Below are 22,367 nucleotides of genomic sequence, written 5' to 3' on the forward strand. Positions count from 1 at the left end.
CTATCTCCTGAGGATTACCCGCAGCGCCTACAGCGCGCGGGGGCCGCCCGCTACCCAAACATGCGTGCAGACCTGTGCTTCGGGGGTATCGCCCGCCTCGAGCGCGGCGACGGTGACCCAGCCCTGCGCGCGCATCGCCGCGCCTTCGGCAGCCGGCGTGCCGAACGGCAGGAACAGGCGCCGGCGATCGACGCTCGCGGTGCGCCCGACCAGCGCATCGGCGAACAGCGAGAAACCAGTAGCCGCTTCCTCCGCGCCCGTCTCGTGGACGATCGTGTAGGTGCCGCCCCGCCCGACCTCTCGCGCGCTGCCATCGGCGAACAGCGAGAAGCCGAGCCAGCTCTGATATTCGAACCCGTGCCGCTCGGTCGGATCGAGCGTCAGCGCGACGCGACCGTCGATCGCGTCGGCAATCCGTGCGAGCGCGTCGAGCCGCGAAGCGAGCGCGCCGCTCGTGTCGAACGCGCGCAACCGCTCCATCGCCTGCGCGAACGGCCCGGCGGCCTCGATCAGCGGAAGGTAGGCGGGCGCGAGCGCGGCGACCGCGCCGGCATCCTTCGCATCGAGGCGGTCGCGCAGCGTCGCGACGTGCTCGGGCGCGACGGGGAGCGGGCCGGCGGCGAGCGTCGGCACGAGATCGGGGAGCGTGAAGTCGATCGAGGCGCCGGTGACATCGGCGGCGGTGATCATGTCGACCGCGACCGCGACGAGTTCCTGTGCGGCCGCAACCGAATCGAGCCCGATCAGCTCGCAGCCGATCTGCCGCGTCTCACGCGCGGGCGCGAGCTGCGATGCGCGCAGTTTGAGAACGGAACCCGCATAGCTCAGCCGCACCGGCCGCGGGTGATGCCCCATCCGCGTCGCGGCGATCCGCGCGACCTGCGCGGTGATATCGGGGCGGATCGCGAGCGTGCGCTGCGACACCGGATCGACGAATCGCACCGCGTCGTGCAGCCCGCCCGCCTTCAGCCGCATCTCGAGCCCGTCGGCGAATTCGGCAAGCGGCGGATCGACGCGCTCGTAGCCGTGGAGGCGAGCGGCCTCGAGCACACGGGCTTCAAGTGCCGCCGCCGAATCGGCGAAGGGCGGCAGGCGGTCTCTAAATCCCTCGGGGAGGAGTGCGGTCACTGCATCGACTCCGTGCCAAGCGCTGCCGAAATGACCCGCCACACCCCGTCCATCCCGGACATGATGTCGGCATTGCTGAACCGTATCACGCGATATCCCTGTCGTTCGAGCCAATCCGTTCGGCTGTCGTCGCGCGCTTGGTCACTATGCGTATCGCCGTCAACCTCGATGACGAGTTTCGCGTCGCGCGCGGCGAAGTCGGCGATGTAGGGACCGATGACGCACTGCCGGGTGAATTTCACGCCGCTGATTTGACGCCCGCGAAGTTGCCGCCAAAGCATTGCCTCCGCAGGCGTAGGCTCGCGCCGCATCCGCTTCGCCCGATCCAGCAGAACATCGTCGACCTTGGCCACCGCTCCCTCTCCCCCTCGGGGAGAGGGCCGGGGTGAGGGGCGCCGCGAGCGCTGCCCTTCCCAACGGCCCCTCACCCAACCCTCTCCCCGGAGGGGAGAGGGCTAGAGCAGTACCACGACCAGGCAGCAGCGTCAGCCACTGCTCCCTCTCCCCTCCGGGGAGAGGGCCGGGGTGAGGGGTGCCGCGAGCGCTGCCCTTCCCAACGGCCCCTCACCCAACCCTCTCCTCGGAGGGGAGAGGGCTAAGTAGGTAGCAGCCTTAGAAGTTCAGGCCCATTGCGGTCTTCACGCCCGGCAGCGCGCGGACCTTGGTCAGCAGGTCCGGCGTCACCGCCTCGTCGACCGACAGCAGCAGCACCGCCTCGCCGCCCGCCGAGCGGCGGCCGAGGTGGAAGGTGCCGATGTTGACACCCGCTTCGCCCAGCGCGGTGCCGAGGCGGCCGATAAAGCCCGGCGCGTCGACGTTGACGACGTAGAGCATCGGCCCCGCCAGATCGGCCTCGATCTTCACCCCGAACAGTTCGACCAGGCGCGGCGCCTGGTCGCCGAACAGCGTGCCCGCGACCGACCGCTCGCCATCCTCGGTGCGGACCGCGACGCGCAGCAGCGTGTGGTAATCGCCCTCGCGCTCGGTCCGGACCTCGCGGACCTCGACGCCGCGGTCGCGCGCGATCAATGGCGCGTTGACCATGTTGACGGTCGCGGTCTGCGTCTTGAGGAACCCGGCAAGCACCGCGCTGGTGATCGGCTTGGGGTTGAGTTCGGCGGCGGCACCCTCGCTATGCACCGAGATCCGGTCGATCGAGCCGTGCGCGAGCTGGCCGACCATCGAGCCGAGCTTGTCGGCGAGCGCCATATAGGGCTTGAGCCGCGGCGCTTCCTCGGCCGACAGCGACGGCATGTTGAGCGCGTTGGTGACGCCGCCCGACATCAGGAAATCGGCCATCTGCTCGGCGACCTGGATCGCGACATTGACCTGCGCCTCGCTGGTCGACGCGCCGAGATGCGGCGTGCTGACGAAGTTGGGCGTGCCGAACAACGGCGATGCCTTGGCCGGCTCGTCGACGAACACGTCGAGCGCGGCGCCGCCGACCTGACCCGAATCGAGCGCCGCCTTCAGCGCGACCTCGTCGATCAGACCGCCGCGGGCGCAGTTGATGATCCGCACGCCCTTCTTGGTCTTGGCGAGCGCCTCGGCCGAGAGGATGTTGCGAGTCTGGTCGGTGAGCGGCGTGTGCAGCGTGATGAAGTCGGCGCGCGCGAGCAGCTCGTCGAGCGTGACCTTCTCGACGCCCATCTCGATCGCGCGCTCGGGCGTCAGGAACGGATCGAACGCGACGACCTTCATCTTGAGCCCGCGCGCGCGGTCGGCGACGATCGAGCCGATATTGCCCGCGCCGATCAGGCCGAGCGTCTTGGACGTCAGCTCGACACCCATGAAGCGGTTCTTTTCCCACTTGCCGGCCTGGGTCGAGGCGTCGGCCTCGGGCAGCTGGCGGGCGAGCGCGAACATCAGCGCGATCGCGTGCTCGGCGGTGGTGATCGAGTTGCCGAACGGCGTGTTCATCACGACGACGCCCTTGGCCGAGGCGGCGGGGATGTCGACGTTATCGACGCCGATGCCGGCGCGGCCGACGACCTTCAGGTTGGTCGCGTGCTCGAGGATTTCCTTGGTGACCTTGGTCGAGCTGCGGATCGCGAGGCCGTCATACGCGCCGATCATCGCCATTAGTTCGGCGGGCGTCTTGCCGGTGATCTCGTCGACCTCGACGCCGCGCTCGCGGAAGATCTGCGCGGCGCGGGGATCCATTTTGTCGGAAATGAGGACTTTTGGCATGGGATTTCCTTCTTCTCCCTCTCCCCTCCGGGGAGAGGGTCGGGGTGAGGGGTGGTACGGGGAGGTAGCGTGCGTGGCAGCCCCTCACCCCAGCCCTCTCCCCGGAGGGGAGAGGGAGCGAGAATGTTAGGCGGACTTGGCGGTGGCGTAGGCCCAGTCGAGCCACGGCCCGAGCGCCTCGATGTCGGCGGTATCGACGGTCGCACCGCACCAGATACGCAGGCCGGGAGGCGCGTCGCGGTAGCCCGCCACGTCATACGCAGCGCCAGCCTTTTCGAGCGCGGCGGCCATCGCCTTGATCATCGCCTCGTCTGCACCCTCGACCGTCAGGCAGACGCTGGTACGCGAGCGCGTCGCCGGATCGGCAGCGAGATGGCCGAGCCAGTCGCGGTCCGCCACGATCTTGTCCAAGGCCGCGGCATTGGCGTCGGAGCGCGCGATCAGGCCGTCCTCGCCGAGCGACTTCGCCCATTCGAGGCTGAAGATCGCGTCCTCGACGGCCAGCATCGACGGCGTGTTGATCGTCTCGCCCTTGAACACGCCCTCGGTCAGCTTGCCCTTCGAGACGAGGCGGAACACCTTGGGCAGCGGCCAGGCGGGGGTGTAGGTCTCGAGCCGCTCGACCGCGCGCGGGCCGAGGATCAGCACGCCGTGCGCGCCCTCGCCGCCGAGCACCTTCTGCCACGAGAAGGTCGCGACATCGATCTTGGTCCAGTCGATGTCATAGGCGAACACGCCCGACGTCGCATCGGCGAACGACAGCCCCTCGCGATCGTCGGGGATCCAGTCCGCGTTCGGCACGCGCACACCGCTGGTGGTGCCGTTCCAGGTGAACAGCACGTCGTTCGACCAGTCGACCGAGTCCAGGTCGGGGATCTGGCCGTAATCGGCGCGGATCACGGTGGGGGCGATCTTGAGCTGCTTGACCGCATCGGTCACCCAGCCCTCGCCGAAGCTTTCCCAGGCGAGCGCGGTGACGGGCCTGGCGCCCAGCATCGTCCACATCGCCATCTCGTACGCGCCGGTGTCGGAGCCGGGGACGATGCCGATGCGGTGCGTATCGGGGAGCTTCAGCAGCTCGCGCATCAGGTCGATGCTGTACTGGAGGCGGGTCTTGCCGATCTTCGAGCGATGCGAGCGACCGAGCGAGGCGGTGGCGAGCTTGTCCGCGGACCAGCCCGGAGGCTTCGCGCAGGGACCGCTGGAGAAAAAGGGGCGTGCCGGTTTGGTGGCAGGCAGCGCGGGCGCACCCGTGGCGGGGGCGTAGGTCGTATCAGTCATGTATCTCTCCTCACAGAGAGCACGCGCGGCGTTGGGACCGCGTGGCCCGTTGCCGGCCCTAAACACGTGGCGCGGGGAGTCAACCGCTCCGGACTCGCTCCACCGCGCCGCACCCTCGCCCCGTCACCCCGGGCTTGTTCCGAGGCGGATGGTGCAGCACGTCGTCCATCATGCGGGGTAAGACGATGGGCGAACACGGAAATACGCGCAGCGTCACGGCGATGGCGATGCTGGCATTGGCGCTCGCCGGCTGCGGTCGCGCCGATCGCCCCGCAGCCCCGCAACAGACGCGCCCCAACCTGTCGGTCCCGAGCAATCGCGAGACCGCGCAGTGTCTTGCCGACCTGCGCGAGCTTCATGTCTCGTTCCAGGTGCTGCCGGACCGCGAGACCGGGCCCGGCTGTGGCCTGTCGGGCACGGTGAAGCTCGTCGACATCGGCGTGCCGGTCGCCAATCTCACCGCGGTGCGCTGCGGCGCGGCGCGGGCGTTCATCGGCTGGACCCGCAACGCGGTCGCTCCCGCCGCCTACCAGATGCTCGGCAGCGAACTTGCACGGATCGACAGCATGGGCAGCTATGCGTGCCGCAACGTCGTCGGCTCGGCGCGGAACGCTACGCGCCGCTCAGGCCATGCGATCGCCAACGCGGTCGATGTCGGCGGATTCGTGCTGAAGGACGGGCGGCGGATCACCGTGTTGAACGACTGGAATTCGCCCGATCCGCAGGTGCGGCAATTCCTCCAGACGATCCGCGCGTCGGCGTGCAAGCGATTCGGGACGGTGCTCAGCCCCGACTACAACGCCGCGCACCGCAACCACCTGCATCTCGAAGACGATCGCGCGAATTTCTGCCGTTAGTACACTGGTCTAGCGGCGTGCGCCCGTTTCCTCTAATCCCGCCTGAATGACAGATACACGCATACCGTCGCGCGTTTTCGCGAATGCCAGCCAGGACGCCGAGTCCGCTCGCGAGATCGTTTCCACCCCGCAAACCCAGCATGCGCATTACCGCCTCGCCTTCCAGGACATGGACTTCCTGCTCCGCGAAGACCTGCGCCCGGTGCGGTTCCAGCTCGAGCTGCTCAAGACCGAACTCGTCCTCGAGGAGGCGAAGATCGCCTCGACCTTCGTGTTCTACGGCTCGGCGCGGATTCCCGAGCCTTCGAAGGCCAAGGCACTGCTCGAACTCGCCACCGACGAAAAGTCGAAGAAGATCGCCGAGCGGCTCGTCGAGAAGTCGAAATATTACGACGTCGCGCGCGAGCTCGCCGCCAAGGTCAGCGTGCTGCCGCGCGACGAGCGCGGCTGGCGGCAGTTCGTGGTGTGTTCGGGCGGCGGTCCGTCGATCATGGAAGCCGCGAACCGCGGCGCGACCGATGTCGGCGCCGAATCGATAGGGCTCAACATCGTCCTGCCGCACGAGCAGGCGCCCAACCCCTATGTGACCCCGTCGCTGTCGGTGCAGTTCCATTACTTCGCGCTGCGCAAGATGCACTTCCTGCTCCACGCGCGCGCGCTGGCGGCATTCCCGGGCGGGTTCGGGACGTTCGACGAGCTGTTCGAGCTGCTGACGCTGATCCAGACGGGCAAGATCCAGCCGATCCCGGTGCTGCTGTTCGGCCGCGCCTTCTGGGAGCGGGTCGTGAATTTCGATGCGCTGGTCGAGGAAGGCGTCGTCAGCGAGAAGGATCTCGGGATCTTCCGTTATGTCGAGACCGCGGACGAGGCGTGGGACGCGGTGCAGTCATTCTACCGCGAGCGGGCTGCGGAGGACGCGGCGGACGCCTGACGCTCTGCTCCCTCTCCCCCTTCCGGGGAGAGGGTCGGGGTGAGGGGCTGTTCCAGGTGACGCGCTGCTGGGCTGCCCCTCACCCCAGCCCTCTCCCCGCAGGGGAGAGGGAGCAGAAAGGCACTACTTCTCCGAGCGGGCGCCCTTGCGCGCGGCTTCGGGATCGACCGACGGCGCGCCCGAGGCGGGGGTGCCGGTGTTGGCGATGTCCGCAGTCGGTGCGCCCTCGGTGGCCGCGGCTTCCGCAGCGTTCGCGGTGGCGGGCTGATCCTTCGCCGCCGGCGCGGCGCCCGCAGCAGGCGCCGCCGGGAGCGGCAGGTTCGAGCCCTGCTGGTTGAGATACAAGATCACGTTCGCGCGGTCCTGCGCGTTGCCGAGGCCCGCGAACGTCATCTTGGTGCCGTTGGCGAACTTGCGCGGGCTGGTCAGCCACGCGTTCATCTTGTCGAAGTCCCACTTGCCGCCGACGCCCGCGAGCGCTGCCGAGAAGGCGTAGCCGTTCTTGCCCTTGGCGATTTCCTCGCCGACCGTGCCGTACAGGTTCGGGCCGACACCGTTCGCGCCGCCCTGGTTGATCGTGTGGCAGGCCGCGCACTTCTTGAACACCTCGGCGCCCTTGGCGGCGTCGGCGGTCGGCAGCAGCGAGGCGATCGGTACTTCGGCGGCAGCACCCTCGCCGCCCTCGGCGACCACGCCCTCGATCGCATAGCCCATCTTCTCGGGGCGCTCGCCGTGGAACATCATCCCACCGACGATCGACAGTCCGAGTGCCGCACCACAGCCTGCGAGCACCCAGCCGGCGATCGTATTGGTCCGATTGTCCATCTTGTGCATCCGCCCTGTTCTGTTTGGGATAGCCATAGAAAAGGCGGACGCGCACCGCAACCCGCGGCTGCACCCACTCTTGAACATGCGCGCCCGCCTTAGTACGCGCCCGGCGCATGGAAAACTTCGCCGCACCCGCCCGCCCCATCGTCGCGCGGATGACAGAAGCCGCCGCCGCAGACCCCACGCGCGCGGTCGCATTCCAAGGCGCGCCGGGCGCCAACAGCCATGTTGCGGCGGTCGAGGCGTTCCCGGATGGCCTCCCCCTGCCCTGCTTCGATTTCTCCGACGCGATCGACGCGGTGAAGGACGGCCGTGCCGACTGCGCGATCATCCCGATCGAGAATTCGCTGCACGGCCGCGTCGCCGACATTCATTTCCTGCTGCCCGAATCGGGGCTGGTCATCACCGGCGAGCATTTCCTGCCGATCCGCCATGCGCTGATGGGGACAGGCCCGCGCGACGGGATCCGCCAGGCGATGAGCCACCCGCAGGCGCTCGGCCAATGCCGCCACTGGCTGAAGGCGCACGGGATCGAGCCGGTGAGCTATCCCGACACTGCGGGCGCGGCGGCGGTCGTCGCCGAGCTCGGCGATCCGACGATCGCCGCGCTCGCGCCGCCGGCCGCCGCGGGGCTGTACGGACTGGAACTGCTCGCGACCGACATCGCCGATGCGGATCACAACACGACGCGGTTCGTGGTGCTGGCGCGGGGCGGCAAGCCGCCGGCGGCGCAGGAGCCGGTCGGCGGCGCGTGGATGACGACGCTGATCTTCGAGGTGAGGAACGTCCCCGCCGCGCTCTACAAGGCGATGGGCGGCTTCGCGACCAATGCCGTCAACATCACCAAGCTCGAAAGCTATCAGCGCAACGGGAGTTTCTCGGCGACCGAATTCTACGCGGACGTGGTCGGCAAGCCCGGTGACGCGAACCTCGATCATGCGCTGGAAGAACTGGGGTTCCATTCCAAGTGGCTACGCGTGCTGGGGACGTATCGCCAAGCGCGCTCGCGGGGGTAATCAACTCACTCCGTCATCCTGACGAAAGTCAGGATCCAGAGTAACAAAAGCCACCGATCGTGGCTCTGGATCCTTACTTTCATCAGGATGACGATGCGCTAGTTCGCGGCGGGCAACCGCAGCCGGACCAGCAACCCGCCAAGATCCTCGCTCTCCTCGAGCGCGACGGTTCCCTCGTAGATCTCCGCCACGTCGCGCACGATCGCCAGCCCCAGGCCGGTCCCGGGCTTGCCCGTATCAAGCCGCACGCCGCGATCGAAGATGCGGACACGTTCTTCCTCGGGGATGCCGACGCCGTCGTCCTCGACGAGGAATTCGACGAACCCCGATTGCGCGCCGACCGTCACGAACACACTCCCGCCGCCATATTTCGCCGCGTTCTCGATCAGATTCCCGAGCATCTCGTCGAGATCCTGCCGCTCGACATGAACCTGCAGCCCGCGCGGCCCGGTCACGTCGATCCGGACATGGCGATACAGCCGCCCGACCGCACGCTCGACCGATTCGAGGCTCGGCCACACATCGGCGCGGCTGTGCGCAGACCCGCGCCGGCCCACCGCGCGCGCGCGCGCGAGGTGATGATCGACCTGCCGCCGCATCGTCCGCGCCTCGCGGATCACCGTGTCGGCCAAATCGTCCGACTGCGCGGTGGCGGCATTCATGATCACCGTCAGCGGCGTCTTGAGCGCATGCGCGAGGTTGCCGGCGTGGCGTCGCGCCTCCTCCGCCTGGCGTTCGTTATGCTCGATCAGCGCGTTGAGTTCCTCAACCATCGGCGCAACCTCGACGGGCATCGCGCTCGACACGCGGTTCGACTGGCCCGCGCGCATCCGGGCGATCTCCTCGCGCACGCGGCGCAGCGGCCATAGCCCGTAAAAGGTCTGGAGCGCCGCCATCACGATCAACCCGAGCGCGAGCAGCGCGAAGCTGCGGACGAGCGTGCGGCGCAGCGTCGTGATCTGTGCGTCGAGCCCGTCGCGGCTCTGCGCAACCTGGAACCGCCAGTGGACCTTGGAGCCGGGGATGACCGCGTCGCGCTCGACGATCCGCAGCTTCTCGTCGGGGAATTGCGTGCTGTCGTAGAAATGCGCGTTGCGATCGTCGTGCGGGCCGCCGAACGCGAGCTTGCGATCCCAGAGCGAGCGCGACGGGAAATCCTCGCGCCCCTTGCCCGAGACCTGCCAGTAGAGCCCGGAATAAGGCTCGACGAAGCGCTGGTCGGCGGCCGCGTCGCGCGAGAAGATCACTTCCCCCTCGGGCCCGATCTCGGAGGAATTGAGCAGCGACCGCAGGACATATTCGAGCTGGTCGTCGAAATTGCGCGTCACCGCCTGCGTCAGCACGCGATCGAGCGCGAACCCGCCGCCGCTGAGCAGCACGACGATCCAGACCGCCGCGATCAGGATCATCCGTCGCGACAGCGATCCCTTCACGGCCGCCGGCACGCGGATCGGTCCCTCTGTCAGCGGCGCGGTGTCCATGGCCGGACCGATCAGGCGTCCGGATCTTCGAGGCTGTAGCCAAGGCCGCGGATCGTCGTGATCACGTCCTGGCCGAGCTTCTTGCGGATCCGCGTGACGAACACCTCGATCGTGTTCGAATCGCGATCGAAATCCTGGTCGTAGATATGCTCGATCAGCTCGGTACGGCTGACGACCTTGCCCTTGTGATGGAGCAGATAGCTCAGCAGCTTATATTCCTGCGCGGTCAGCTTCACGGGCTCGCCGGCGCGCGTGACCTTCCCGCTGCGCGTGTCGAGGCGGATGTCGCCCGCGGTCAGCTCGGACGAGGCATTGCCCGACGCACGACGGATCAGCGCGCGAAGACGCGCGATCAGTTCCTCGCTCTGGAACGGCTTGGCGACGTAATCGTCCGCGCCCGCATCGAGCCCGGCAACCTTGTCCGACCAGCTGTCGCGCGCGGTCAGCACGAGCACGGGCATCACCTTGCCCTCTTTGCGCCAGCGATCGAGCACCGTCAGGCCGTCGATCTCGGGCAGGCCGAGATCGAGCACGACCGCGTCGTAATTCTCGGTCGAGCCGAGGAAATGCCCTTCCTCGCCATCGACCGCGAGATCGATCGCATAGCCGGCCCCCTCGAGGGTATTCTTCAATTGCTGGCCGAGATTCGGCTCGTCCTCGACGATCAGAACGCGCATGATACTCCTCTCGATTGGGGCTTTCAGCGACCCGTGCGGCCGACGATCTGGCCGGTGCGGCCATCGACGTCGACCCAGATGACGGTTCCATCGCGCAGGAATTTGAGCGTGTAAATGGCGCTGCCCGAATCATAGTCGGAGCCGAGATACTGCGCGCCCCGCATCGTCGGGATCACGCGCGACTCGATTTCGCGCAGCGACGGGGCACCGGTCTTGCGCGCCTGCAACGCCGACATCTGGTCGCTGCGACGCTGGAGGGGCTCGCCCGCCACCAAAGGCGCGGCGCCGATCAGGAATGGCGCTGCGGCCAGGGTCGCAAGAAAAAGCAACATCTTCATCGCCGTGACATAGGGCCCCGGCATTGAACAGCCTGTGAATGATCGTGACAGGCCGTGGACAGCACGAAGCCGGCGAGGTGTAACTTGCCTGCATCACCTCGCCCCCCTAGGTGGCGCGGACATGGCAGCACCAATCTTAGCATTCGAAGGCCTCGGACTCGTCCAGGGCTCGGGATGGCTCTTTCGCAACCTCGACATCCATATCGGACCGCGCGACCGGCTCGCGCTCATCGGCCGCAACGGCGCGGGCAAGACGACCTTGCTCAAACTGCTCGGCGGTAGCGTGATTGCCGACGAGGGGCGCAGGGTGATCGTCCCCGGCACGCGCGTCGTGATCCTGGAGCAGGAGCCCGATCTGCGCGGCTTCGCGACGCTGCGCGATTACGTGATGGGCGGCGACGATGCGCCGGTCAGCTACGAGGCTGATTCGATCGCCGACCAGCTCGGCATCGACCTGTCGCGCGAGGCGGGGTCCGCGTCGGGCGGCGAGCGACGCCGCGCGGCGATCGTCCGCGCGCTCGCGCAGGATCCCGACGTGCTGCTGCTCGACGAGCCGACCAACCATCTCGACATCGGCGCGATCGAATGGATCGAGGACTGGCTCAAGCGCTTCCGCGGCGCGTTCGTCGTCATCAGCCATGACCGTACGTTCCTGACCCGGCTCACCAAGCAGACCTTGTGGCTCGACCGCGGCGCGATCCGCCGCGCGGAGATCGGCTTTGGTGGGTTCGAGGCGTGGACCGAGCAGGTCTATGCCGAGGAACAGCGCCAGGCCGAGAAGCTCGACGCACGGCTGAAGCTCGAGGAGCATTGGCTGCTGCGCGGCGTCACCGGGCGGCGCAAGCGCAACCAGGGCCGCCTGACCAAGCTGCACGAGATGCGCGCCGAACGCGCATCGATGATCGGGCCGCAGGGGTCGGCGAACCTGACGACCGCCAGCGACGACAGCAAGTCGAAGGTCGTGATCGACGCGAAGAACGTCACCAAGGCGTATGGCGACCGCACGATCATCGGCGACCTGACGTTGCGCGTCACGCGCGGCGACCGGATCGGCATCGTCGGCCGCAACGGCGCGGGCAAGTCGACGCTGCTGAAGCTGCTGACCGGCGAGATCCAGCCCGACAGCGGCTCGATCAAGCTCGCCCAGACCTTGGACGCGGTCGTGATCGACCAGCAGCGCAGCCTGATGGCACCCGAGAAGACGGTGCGCGAAGTCGTCGTCGACGGCGGCGAGTGGATCGACGTGCTCGGCGTGCGCAAGCATATCCACGGCTATCTGAAGGACTTCCTGTTCGACCCGAACATGGTCGACGCGAAGATCGGGTCATTGTCGGGTGGCGAGCGGTCACGCCTGTTGCTGGCGCGCGAATTCGCCAAGCCGTCGAACCTGCTCGTGCTCGACGAGCCGACCAACGACCTCGATCTCGAGACGCTCGACCTGTTGCAGGAGGTGATCGGCGATTATGACGGCACCGTCCTGATCGTCAGCCATGACCGCGACTTCCTCGACCGGACCGTGACGATCACGCTCGGGCTCGACGGCTCGGGCACGGTCGACGTGGTCGCAGGTGGCTATGAGGACTGGGAGAAGCGCCGCGCCTCGACGACCACCGGCAAGCGTGCATCAAAGAAGGTTGCCGCGACCGCGCCGGTGGCGGCGCCGCGCGCAAAACTGACCTACAAGGATCAGCGCGACTATGAGCTGCTGCCCAAGCGAATCGAGGAACTCGACGCGCAGATGGCGGCGGATGCGATCAAGCTCGCCAAGCCCGACCTTTACATGCGCGACAATGCGACGTTCGCGAAGCTGACCAAGGCGATCGAACAGGCAAGGGCAGAGAAGGATGCGGCCGAGTTGCGCTGGCTCGAACTGGCCGAGATGGTCGAGGGCGCACGCTAATCGACAGCAAAAGTCGAAAACTAAACTGAGTTAAGGTCGCAATTCGTTGACTTATGTTGCGGTGCAATGCATGGGCCAAGCGATAATTTTGGAGAATACCATGAAGCTCAAGGCCCTTACCGGCAGCGCACTCGCTGTTGCCATGATGACCACCTCGGTTGCAGCATCGGCTGCCCCCGTTGCGAACGCTGCCAGCAGCCTGTCGCTGTCGAACGCACGCGTCGGTTCGGCAACCACCGGCGAGAGCAAGCTCGCAGGCGGCGGCGGCATCTTCGCAATCCTGATCGCAGCTGGCGTTGCTGCAATCGGCATCGTTGCGATCGTCAAGGACGACAACAACGATTCGGACAGCAACTAAGAGTTGTGGGCCGGCGCTTCGGCGCCGGCCCGTTCGTTTCAGACTACCGATCCGGAGCCGCAGCCGGCCTAAAGCGCCCTGCCCATGCGACCCGCCAGATCGACGACATATTGCCACGCGATGCGCCCCGAGCGGCTGCCACGACGCGTCGCCCAGCCGACGGCCTCGCCCGGCTCGAACGCCAGATCATACCGCTCCGCATACGCCGTGACGATCGCAAGATACGTCTCCTGATCGAGCGCGTGAAACCCCAGACTGAGACCGAATCGATCCGCCAGCGCCAGATGGTCGTCGGCCGAATCGCGCGGGTTGATCGCGCTCTCCTGCTCGGCGATGTCGCGCGGCGCGAGATGGCGCCGATTCGCGGTGACGAGCAGCCGCACATTGGCGGGCCGCGGTTCCGCGCCCCCTTCCAGCACCGAGCGCAACGCCCGTGCCTCCGCCGGCACCTCGAACCCCAGATCGTCGACGAACAGCGCGAAGGCGCGCTCCTGCCCTGCCAGCATCGCGAACAGCGTCGGCAGGCTGTCGAGGTCCGACACCTCGATCAGCGCGAGATCGCCGCCATCCGCCTGGATCGCAGCGACCGCGCTTTTCACCAGCGCGGACTTGCCCGTGCCGCGCGCGCCCCACAGCAGCACGTCCTGCGCCGCGTAGCCGCGCGCCAGCCGATAGAGATTCGCCAGCAGCGACGCCTTTTGCCGGTCGAGCCCGATCAGCATCGCCAGCGGTAGCGGCGCAAACGCCCGCGCCGCGACCAGCCCGCCGGCACGCCAGACATAGGCCGGGTGCGCTCGCAGGTCGGCCGCGGGCGGCGGTGGCGGGGACAGGCGTTCGAGCGCGGCGGCGATACGGTCCAGCGGGTCGGTCATCGCGTGCTCTTGGCCGTGCGCCCCGGTCGTGACAAGAGTCAGCGCAGTTGGCGCAGATGCCCCGCGATCGCCGCATCGCCGGGCGCGAGGCGATTGGCCTTGACGAGCAGCTGCCGGGCGCCCTCCTCGTCGCCATTCGCGGCCAGCGCGACGCCGTAGGCATCGGCAGCCGCCGCGTGCATCGGCGACAGGCCATAGGCCGCGCGGCCATAGCGGACCGCGATCGCGCCATCGTCGCTGCCCGCATAGGCGAGCGCGAGATCGGCGAGGACCGCACCGTCCTGGTTGCCGACCCGGCGGCGGATCCCCTCGAGCGTCTCGATCGCGCTGTCCCAGTCGCCCGATGCGACCTGCCAATGGCCGAGCACGCGCTGGCCCGCGAGGCTTTGCGGGTTCTGCGACAGATAGAGCGCCAGCGCGGCCGCCGCGTCCTCCGCGCGCCCGGCGCGGCTGCGCGCGTCGACCAGCCGGAGCATCGTCGGCTCGTCGAACGAGAGGTCCGCGGCCTGCGCGAAGACGCCCGCCGCCTCGGCATAGCGCCCCGCCGCGACCAGCGCATCGCCGAGCGCAAGCTGCGCCGCCGGCGCACCGGGGGCGACGCCCGCAAGCGACCGCGCGCGTGCAATCGCGCCTGCCGTATCGCCCGCGGCGATCTGGCCGCGGATCACCCCGAGCACATAGGTCGGATCGCCCGGCGCGGTCGCGGCGTCCGCCATGAGCGCACCGATCGCGGTGTCGGTCGCAAAGACCGATGCCGGCGCCACGGGGCCCGCTGCGGCGCGATCGCGGAACGACGCAGCCGAGCCCGCGTCGCCAACCGCGTCGAACGCACGCGCGATCAGCGTCAGCGAATAGACATCCGCGTCGGGACGCAGACCGATCGGCCGGAGCGTGTCGAGCGCACCACGTGGGTCGCCAGACCGGAGCAGCGCCGCGCCAAGCAGCTGGCGCGCGACGATGTTGAGCGGCTGCAGCCCGACGAGCTGCCGCCACGACGCCGCCGCCTGCTCGAACTTGCCTTGCGCATAATCGAGGCTGCCGGACAGCAACAGCGCACCCGGCAGCCCGTTGATCGTCCCCCCCGCGGCGCGCAGCAACGACCGCGCGAGATCGATCCGGCTTGCGCGCGCGGCGAGCGCGGCCTGGAGGTACAGCGCCTGCGGGCTGCCGGGACGCGCCAGCAGCGCGCGACGCGTGACCGCGAGCATGTCGGCACTCCGCCCGGCATCGCCCAGCGTGGCGGCATATTCGATCAGCGCGGGGTGGTAATAGGCATCGCGCGCCAACGCCGCCTCGAACCAGGGGAGCGCAGCGATCAGGCCATAGCGGCTGCGGATCACTTCGCCCTGCAACGTCAGGATCGCAGGGTCGCGCGGCGCGAGCGCCACCGCGCGGGCGGCCGCAAGCGCGGCGCCACCGACATCGCCGGTCGTCAGGCGGAGCCGGCCGAGATCGGTCCACGCCGCTGCATCGCCAGGTGCACCGCCGATCAGCGCCTCGAGCCGCGCGCGTGCATCGACGACGTTGCCCTGCGCCGCCAGCGCGCGTGCGGAAATCCGCGCGGCATAGCCCGCGTAACGCGGCAAGGCCTGCGCCGCTTCGTCGAGCGCACCGTCGGGATCGCCCTGCAGCAGATCGGCATGCGCCTGGAGTTGGTGGAGCCGCTCGGCGGGCAATCCCGCATCTTGCGCGCGCGAAAGTTCGGCGTCGGCGGCCAGCCCGTCGCCGAGTTCGAGATAGGCACGCGCCAGCACCGCATGCGCGAGTCCCCAATCGGGTTGCGCGGTGACCGCCGCCTGCGCGTTGGTGCGCGCCGCGCTGTAATTGCCAGCGTCCAGCGTCGCCAGGCTATCGGCGAGCAAGCGGCGCGCATCAGGCTTCGGCGGTCGCAGCGCCAGCGCGACACCGACCCCGACGACGATCAGGCACAGCAGCCCGATCGCCAGCAGGCGCACGCGCGCGCCCGAAAGCGCCGCGGGCATCGTCAGCCGCCGCCGCCGCTTGCGCCGGCGCAGCATCGGATAGCGCGCGTCAGCCATGCAGGTCGTAGCTTTTCAGCAGATCATACAGCGTCGGCCGGCTGATCCCGAGCAACCGCGACGCGCCCGAGATATTGCCGTCGGCGCGTACGAGCGCCTGGCGGATCGCCTTGCGATCGGCGAGTTCGCGCGCCGCGCGCAGGTTCAGCGCGGCCGCATCCTCGGCCTTGCCGTCGAGATCGAGATCGATCGCGGTGACCAGCTTGCCATCGGCCATGATGACCGCGCGCTTGATCCGGTTTTCCAGTTCGCGGACGTTGCCGGGCCAGCCCCAGCCGTCGATCGCCGCGCGCGCGTCGGGAGCAAGACCGGTCACGGCGGGGTTCATCGACGCAGCGTAGCGCGTGACGAAATGACGTGCGAGCAATACCGCATCGCCGGTCCGGTCGGCGAGCGCCGGGATCCGCACGACGATCTCGGCCAGGCGATAATACAGGTCCTCGCGGAACCGCCCGTCGGCGACCATCGCGTCGACATTCTGGTGCGTCGCACAGACGATTCGCGTATCGACCGGGATCGCCTTGCGCCCGCCGACCCGCTCGATCACGCGCTCCTGGAGGAACCGCAACAGCTTGACCTGCAGCGCGAGCGGTACGTCGCCGATCTCGTCGAGGAACAGCGTGCCGCCCGCGGCCTGTTCGATCTTGCCCTCGGTAGTCTTCACCGCGCCGGTGAACGCCCCCTTTTCGTGCCCGAACAATTCGCTCTCGAGCAGGGTCTCGGGAATCGCCGCGCAGTTGATCGCGACGAAATTGCCGCGCGCACGCGGCGAGGCCTGGTGCAGCCCGCGCGCGAGCAGTTCCTTGCCGGTCCCGCTCGCGCCCAGCAGCATCACCGATACGTTGGCAGGCGCGACGCGTTCCAGCGTGCGCGTCACCACGGCCATCTCGGGCGACGCGCTGATCAGACCGCCGAACCCGCCCGAGTCGATCCGCGCGGCAAGACGACGATTCTCCGCCTCCAGCGCGTGGACGTGAAACGCGCGGCTGACGATCAGCCCCAGCGCATCGATATCGATCGGCTTGGCGTAGAAATCCCAGGCCCCGTCGGCGATAGCCTGCAGCGCACTTTCGCGCGCGCCGTGCCCCGAGGCCACGATCACCTTGGTATCGGGCTTCATCGCCAGGATGTCGCGCAGCGTGGCGAAGCCCTCGGTGACGCCGTCGGGATCGGGCGGCAGGCCAAGATCGAGCGTGACGACCGCCGGCTCGTGCGCGCGGATCGCGTCGAGCGCCTGCGTCCGATCGCTGGCGACGACGATCTCATAGCCTTCATACGCCCAGCGCAGCTGCCGCTGGAGCCCGAGATCATCCTCGACGATCAACAGGACGGGGCGGTCCTTGTCGCTCATGCGGCCACCTCCAGCGATGCGACGGCGGGCAGCAGGATGCGGAAGCGCGTGCCCTCGCCTTCGCGGCTGACGACGTCGAGCGCGCCGCCCATCGCATGGACCAGCTGCCGCGCCTCGAACGCGCCGATGCCGAAGCCCGCGGTCTTGGACGACACGAACGGGCGGAACAGCTGGTCGCGTACGAAAGCGGGGCTCATCCCGCAGCCATGATCGATGACGTCGATCGCCACGCGGTCGCCCACGGTCTCGATCGACAGCAGGATGGGATCCTCCGCGCGGCTCGCTTCGACCGCGTTCTGGACGAGCAGGCCGAGCACCTGTTCGAGTCGCGCGGCGTGGCCGAGCGCGCAGGCCGCCGCCCCTTGCGTGACGATCGGATGCTGCGCCCGGCGGGCGGTGGCGACGCGCGCGACGACCGCGGCGACGTCGACCGGCTGGAGCGGCTCGCCGCGGACGGGGCCGTGTTGCGAGAGGCGGGCGAGCAGCGCATTCATGCGATCGGACGAATCCTTGAGCGTGGCGACCATGTCGACGCGGAAATCGGGGTTGTCGGCGTGGCGCTCGGCATTGCGCGCGACCAGGGTCAGCTGGCTGACGAGGTTCTTGATGTCGTGCAGGATGAACGCGAAACGCCGGTTGAACTCGTCGAAGCGCGCGGCATCGGCGAGCGCCGCGTGTGCGCGATCCTCGGCGAGATAGCTTGCCGCCTGCCGCCCGGCGACCCGGAGCAGATCGAAATCCTCCCAGTCGAGCGCGCGGTCGACCGGCGGTCGCGACAGCACGATCGCGCCGACCAGCGCGCCGCCCATCGCGCCACCATGGACCAGCGGGACGATCGCCCACGCGTCCGTGCAGGCGCGCAGCCAGTCGGGAACGCTAGCCATGTCCTCGGGCGGCGCGGTGCCGGCGCGGACCCGGTCGAGCTCGACGATGCGCGCGTCGCTGGCGAGAAAGCTGGCCAGCCGCTCGTCCTGCTGCCCGGAGGCGTCGGCGCAATCCCAGTTCCAGGTCGCCCCCGGTCCGAGCGATGCACCGTCGGGCACCAGCAACAGGCCGCCCGGCGAATCGGTCAGGTCCGCGATCGACTTCACGACGCGCGCCTGGAGCGAATCGGCGCCGGCACCCGGCTTGCCCAGCGTGTCGGTGAAGCGCTGCCATTCCGCGCGATAATCATAGCGGTGGCGGAAGAGATGCTTGGCGACCTTCACCTTGGTCCAGGCGCGCAGCCACGGGGTCGACAGCAGCGTCAGCACGCCCGCGGTCGCGCCGAACACGATCGCGGTCTGCGCGACGCGGACATAGGGACCGGCATAGGTGGCGGCGATGCTGGTCGCGAGCGCGGTCAGTCCGGCGTACAGGATCAACGCCACCGCGGAGAGAGCGCGGACCGCGATCGGCCGCGACAGCGCGATCGTCCAGTCGCCGCTGCGGTGCACGGCGACCACCAGCAGCGCCGCGACCCCGGTCATGATCACGCCGCGCACGACGATCGACACACCAATCCAGCGCATCTCGAAATAGATGCCGGCCGCGACGATCAGGTCGATGCTCCACATCGCCGCGAGCGCGAGCACGACCAGCCGGACGCCGCCGCGCGACGGGGGCGCCGCCTGGTAGAGGTGATGGACGAGCACCAGGCCACTGACCGCGCTCATCATCAGGAAGACGGTGCGCGCCGATTCGACCGCGGCCAGCGCATCGGCGTCGAGCCCCATCCGGCCTGCGACCGCGAGCAGCGCGGCGGTCCCGGCGAGCGCCATCACGACGAAATACACGGCCCCCAGCGCATAATTGCCCGCGCGATCGCGCCGGACGAGCGCGAGCATGAAGCCGAGCCACGCGATGTCGCGCACGCTCGCGACGATCCGGGTCGCGACGTCTCGCGAGTCGATCCCCGCGACCGCAAGCGCCCACAGGCTGGTGATCGCGAGCGCGAGGACGAACGGCGCGTGCGGCCATGGCACGCTCGGCCGCCGCATCTGCGTCAAGGCGAGCGCGCCGAACAGCAGCGCCGCCAGCGCATAGCTCCAGAGCACCAGCGTGGTGATCATGCGCCGCTCATCGCGCGCCGGTCGGCCACAGCACGACGCGCAACGTCTGCAACAGGATCAGCAGGTCGAGGAACGGCGAGTAGTTCTTCGCGTAATACAGGTCGTATTCGAGCTTGTGCCGCGCATCCTCGACCGAGGCGCCGTACGGATAGTTGATCTGCGCCCAGCCGGTGATGCCGGGCTTCACCATGTGCCGCTCGGCATAGAAGGGCAGATGCTCCTCGAGCTGCTCGACGAATTGCGGCCGTTCGGGGCGCGGGCCGACAAAGCTCATCTCGCCCTTCAGCACGGTCCAGGTCTGCGGCAGTTCGTCAATCCGCACTTTGCGGATGAACCGGCCGATCCGCGTGATCCGGGGATCGTCCTCCGCGGCCCACACCGCCTTGCCCGACACCTCGGCGTCCTGCCGCATCGAGCGCAGCTTGAGGATGTCGAACCCCTCGCTATACAGCCCGACGCGGCGCTGGCGGTAGAAGGCCGGCCCCTTCGACTCGAGCTTGATCGCGATCGCGGTGACCAGGATGATCGGCAGCGTGAGCGCCAGCAGCAGCCCACTGGCGATGATGTCGAACGCGCGCTTGAACACGCTCGACAGCATCCGGCTCGAGGCGAACCCGTCGGAGAAGATCAGCCAGGACGGGTTGACGCTCTTGAGATCGATCCGCCCCGTCTCGCGCTCGAGAAAGCTCGATATCTCGCTCACCTGGACGCCGGTGGTACGGACCCGCAGCAGATCCTTCATCGGCAGCGCGTTGCGGCGTTCGTCGAGCGCGAGCACGACCTCGCTCGCATTCTGGTCGACGATATAGGCCGCCAGGTTGGGAATGGCGCCGCGCGGCACCGCCCCCTGCACGACCGGCTCGGCCTCGCCCATCAGGACGAATTCGGCGACGACGAAGTTGACGCCGGGCTGTTCGGACAGCGCCTGGATCCGCGACGCGCGCACGCCCGCGCCCAGCACGACGATCCGCCGCTTGAACGTCTCCCCGCCCAGCGTCTTGCCGAGCAGCGCGCGGACCGACACCAGCAGCACGGTCGCGATGACGGTCGAGTAGAGAAGGTTCGAGCGCCACAGAGCGAGCGGCGGCACCAGGAAGAAGATCAGCGAGAGCACCATCACGCCGATCGACAGCGCGACCGCGAGCCGCGCGGCGGCAAAGCGCAGCGACAGGAACGAGGCCACGCCATACGCGCCGACCGCAACCAGCGACACCTGCAGGGCGATCGCGAACGTGATCAGCTGCGCGATCCGCGTCTGGATCGGCGCGACGGTCATGCCGATCTGGTGCGCGCGGACGACCCAGCCAATCTCTGCAGACGTGATGAGCAGCACCAGATCGACAAGACCGAGCATCAGGACCACATGAGGCACATAGTGCTTGAAGAGCCGTATCATCGTCCGTTTTTCCCGACGCCACTCTGTAAAATCTACCGACGCTAACGAACGTCTGGCAGCAATTCCCCAAAAAAGCCTGAAGAGCGCGCAACCGGTTGGGGCCCTCGACGATTGCGATCCTGGCTCGGGCACTATAGCGCGACCGTGGCAGGAGGCTTCATGACCGCACGTACGATCGTTCCCGTTATACTTTCAGGTGGTTCCGGCACGCGCCTGTGGCCGATGTCGCGGCCAGAGATGCCCAAGCAGATGCTGGCACTGACGGCAAACGAGACGATGCTGCAACTGACCGCGGGCCGCACGCAGGGCGAACGCTTTGCCGCGCCGATCGTCGTGGCGAATGCGCGCCATGCGGACCTGGTCGAGCAACAGCTTGCCGATGCGGGCGCGATCCCCCAGGCGCTCATCCTCGAGCCCGCGGGCCGCAACACCGCGCCCGCGATCGCGCTGGCCGCGATTGCCGCAGGCGGTGGCGGCGACGCGCTGCTGGTGATGCCGTCCGACCATGTGATCGACGACGTCCCCGCCTTCCACGCCGCGATCGAGGCGGCGATGCCGCTGGTGTCGCAGGGCTGGCTGGTCACGTTCGGGATCGCGCCGGATTCGCCCGAGATCGGCTATGGCTGGATCCAGATCGGCGACGCGCTCCAGCCCGGCGTCCACCGTGTCGCGCGGTTCGTCGAAAAGCCGCCGCTCGACAAGGCGGAGTCGATGTTGGCCAGTGGGGATCATGCGTGGAACGGCGGCATGTTCCTTTTCCAGGCGGATGCGTATCTGGAGGCGCTCGCGCAGTTCGATCCGGGCATCCTGGTCGCGACTCGCGAGGCGATGGACAAGGCGCGCACCGAGGGCACGCGAATCTATCCCGATGCGACGGCGTTCGCCACGTCGCCCGACGCGTCGATCGATTATGCGGTCATGGAAAAGGCCGAGCGCGTCGCCGTCGTGCCCGTCGCGATGGGCTGGAACGACGTCGGCAGCTGGGACGCGCTGCACGCGATCAGCGCGCGCGACGAGGTCGGCAACGCGCATCGCAGCGAAGGCGACGGCAATGTGCTCGCGATCGACACGCGGCAATGCTTCGTCCGGAGCGACGGGATCCGCGTCTCGCTGGTCGGGGTCGAGGACCTGATCGTGGTGGCGAGCGGCAACGACGTGCTGATCATGCCGCGCGGCCGCAGCCAGGAGGTCAAGAAGCTGATTGAGGCGATGAAGAACGACGCGGCGAAGAAGGACGCGCAGGCCCGCTAGGGCGGCGACATGCCCGGACGCACAGGCGATCCGGGCACCGCCTACTTGGCGTTGCGGCGAACCCTTGGCACGCGCGACAGGTGAGTCAGCAGCGTCGGGATATCGTCGGTGATCATCGTGTCCGTCGGCGTCTGCCAGGACGAACGCAACGTTTCGCCGACATCCTGCAAGCGGGCGCCGGCGTCACGTTTTGCTGTTTCGTTCTGCACTTCGACCTCGACTACGCATACGAAACCCGGCGGGTCCCTCGGGGGGGTAGGGACGCCGCCGGGCTCCCATCTCTAACCGATGATAATCGCTGTGGTTCCGGAGGAACGCAGGTTCCGACGATGCAGCGCACGAAATTAGCCTGCGCCCCGGCTCTGGCGATCCGTGCGGCGATAGGCTTAGATGCGTGACAAGTTCACGGGAGAGTTTTCGTC

The 22,367-nt window shown here is 68.3% G+C and carries 19 protein-coding genes; 6 read left to right on the plus strand and 13 right to left on the minus strand.

What is annotated here, in order from left to right; genetic code table 11:
• Positions 1-27: 27 nt before the first annotated feature.
• From ASE79_RS04660 to ASE79_RS04675, 4 genes are all read right to left on the minus strand, one after another.
• Positions 28-1,128, minus strand: coding sequence for an ATP phosphoribosyltransferase regulatory subunit (locus ASE79_RS04660; RefSeq protein ID WP_056412307.1), 1,101 nt, complete (start codon positions 1,126-1,128; stop codon positions 28-30).
• Complete coding sequence (locus tag ASE79_RS04665) at positions 1,125-1,481, minus strand: endonuclease domain-containing protein (RefSeq protein WP_268796149.1); 357 nt, start codon at positions 1,479-1,481, stop codon at positions 1,125-1,127. The genes ASE79_RS04660 and ASE79_RS04665 overlap by 4 nt, the downstream gene beginning before the upstream one ends.
• A gap of 259 nt (positions 1,482-1,740) precedes the next feature.
• Entirely contained in the window at positions 1,741-3,318 is a 1,578-nt protein-coding gene (serA, locus tag ASE79_RS04670; RefSeq protein WP_056412309.1) for a phosphoglycerate dehydrogenase, read from the minus strand.
• A 126-nt stretch (positions 3,319-3,444) separates the two neighbouring features.
• Positions 3,445-4,599 (minus strand): phosphoserine transaminase, encoded by a 1,155-nt coding sequence (locus ASE79_RS04675; protein ID WP_056412312.1) that lies wholly within the window; start codon positions 4,597-4,599, stop codon positions 3,445-3,447.
• Between the two features lie 170 nt (positions 4,600-4,769).
• Here ASE79_RS04675 and ASE79_RS04680 point away from each other — a divergent pair, with 170 nt between their 5' ends.
• Positions 4,770-5,456, plus strand: a complete 687-nt coding sequence (locus tag ASE79_RS04680; RefSeq protein ID WP_321163317.1) for an extensin family protein — start codon at positions 4,770-4,772, stop codon at positions 5,454-5,456.
• A 46-nt stretch (positions 5,457-5,502) separates the two neighbouring features.
• A complete protein-coding gene (locus ASE79_RS04685; protein ID WP_056412318.1) occupies positions 5,503-6,387 on the plus strand; it encodes a TIGR00730 family Rossman fold protein in 885 nt (294 codons plus the stop codon).
• A gap of 123 nt (positions 6,388-6,510) precedes the next feature.
• Here the strand turns inward: ASE79_RS04685 and ASE79_RS04690 are convergent, their stop codons facing one another.
• Positions 6,511-7,212 (minus strand): c-type cytochrome, encoded by a 702-nt coding sequence (locus ASE79_RS04690; protein ID WP_056413401.1) that lies wholly within the window; start codon positions 7,210-7,212, stop codon positions 6,511-6,513.
• A 116-nt stretch (positions 7,213-7,328) separates the two neighbouring features.
• On the opposite strand from ASE79_RS04690, the gene ASE79_RS04695 reads away from it, so the two are divergent.
• A complete protein-coding gene (locus ASE79_RS04695; RefSeq protein WP_056412322.1) occupies positions 7,329-8,231 on the plus strand; it encodes a prephenate dehydratase in 903 nt (300 codons plus the stop codon).
• A 98-nt stretch (positions 8,232-8,329) separates the two neighbouring features.
• Here ASE79_RS04695 and ASE79_RS04700 read toward each other — a convergent pair whose 3' ends face one another.
• From ASE79_RS04700 to ASE79_RS04710, 3 genes are all read right to left on the minus strand, one after another.
• Entirely contained in the window at positions 8,330-9,640 is a 1,311-nt protein-coding gene (locus tag ASE79_RS04700) for an ATP-binding protein (RefSeq protein ID WP_056413403.1), read from the minus strand.
• Positions 9,641-9,723: 83 nt separating this feature from the next.
• Positions 9,724-10,389: a response regulator transcription factor gene (locus ASE79_RS04705; RefSeq protein WP_055881618.1), complete on the minus strand. Its 666-nt coding sequence runs from the start codon at positions 10,387-10,389 to the stop codon at positions 9,724-9,726.
• A gap of 23 nt (positions 10,390-10,412) precedes the next feature.
• On the minus strand, positions 10,413-10,721 hold the full coding sequence (locus ASE79_RS04710; protein WP_407818095.1) for a hypothetical protein: 309 nt from the start codon (positions 10,719-10,721) through the stop codon (positions 10,413-10,415).
• Positions 10,722-10,848: 127 nt separating this feature from the next.
• On the opposite strand from ASE79_RS04710, the gene ASE79_RS04715 reads away from it, so the two are divergent.
• Both ASE79_RS04715 and ASE79_RS04720 read left to right on the plus strand, forming a co-directional pair.
• A complete protein-coding gene (locus tag ASE79_RS04715; protein WP_056412325.1) occupies positions 10,849-12,627 on the plus strand; it encodes an ABC-F family ATP-binding cassette domain-containing protein in 1,779 nt (592 codons plus the stop codon).
• Positions 12,628-12,727: 100 nt separating this feature from the next.
• On the plus strand, positions 12,728-12,985 hold the full coding sequence (locus tag ASE79_RS04720; protein ID WP_056412332.1) for a hypothetical protein: 258 nt from the start codon (positions 12,728-12,730) through the stop codon (positions 12,983-12,985).
• Positions 12,986-13,053: 68 nt separating this feature from the next.
• Here ASE79_RS04720 and ASE79_RS04725 read toward each other — a convergent pair whose 3' ends face one another.
• The 5 genes from ASE79_RS04725 to ASE79_RS04745 are packed head-to-tail and all read right to left on the minus strand — an operon-like array spanning position 13,054 to position 20,694.
• The gene (locus ASE79_RS04725; protein ID WP_056412335.1) at positions 13,054-13,857 is read right to left on the minus strand and encodes an ATP-binding protein; all 804 of its coding nucleotides are present in this window, start codon (positions 13,855-13,857) and stop codon (positions 13,054-13,056) included.
• Between the two features lie 38 nt (positions 13,858-13,895).
• Positions 13,896-15,896 carry a tetratricopeptide repeat protein gene (locus tag ASE79_RS04730; protein ID WP_056412337.1) on the minus strand — a complete coding sequence of 667 codons (2,001 nt, stop codon included), beginning with the start codon at positions 15,894-15,896 and terminating at the stop codon, positions 13,896-13,898.
• Positions 15,889-17,247, minus strand: a complete 1,359-nt coding sequence (gene prsR, locus ASE79_RS04735) for a PEP-CTERM-box response regulator transcription factor (protein ID WP_056412341.1) — start codon at positions 17,245-17,247, stop codon at positions 15,889-15,891. Before prsR ends, ASE79_RS04730 begins: the two co-directional genes overlap by 8 nt.
• Complete coding sequence (prsK, locus tag ASE79_RS04740) at positions 17,244-19,298, minus strand: XrtA/PEP-CTERM system histidine kinase PrsK (RefSeq protein ID WP_056412344.1); 2,055 nt, start codon at positions 19,296-19,298, stop codon at positions 17,244-17,246. The genes prsR and prsK overlap by 4 nt, the downstream gene beginning before the upstream one ends.
• 7 nt (positions 19,299-19,305) lie before the next feature.
• Positions 19,306-20,694 (minus strand): TIGR03013 family XrtA/PEP-CTERM system glycosyltransferase, encoded by a 1,389-nt coding sequence (locus tag ASE79_RS04745; protein ID WP_056412346.1) that lies wholly within the window; start codon positions 20,692-20,694, stop codon positions 19,306-19,308.
• Between the two features lie 159 nt (positions 20,695-20,853).
• On the opposite strand from ASE79_RS04745, the gene ASE79_RS04750 reads away from it, so the two are divergent.
• Positions 20,854-21,945: a mannose-1-phosphate guanylyltransferase/mannose-6-phosphate isomerase gene (locus ASE79_RS04750; RefSeq protein WP_082445054.1), complete on the plus strand. Its 1,092-nt coding sequence runs from the start codon at positions 20,854-20,856 to the stop codon at positions 21,943-21,945.
• The last annotated feature ends 422 nt before the right edge of the window (positions 21,946-22,367 follow it).

Origin of the sequence: Sphingomonas sp. Leaf28, from assembly GCF_001421685.1 — a bacterium.
In the GTDB taxonomy this organism is placed as follows: domain Bacteria; phylum Pseudomonadota; class Alphaproteobacteria; order Sphingomonadales; family Sphingomonadaceae; genus Sphingomonas; species Sphingomonas aurantiaca.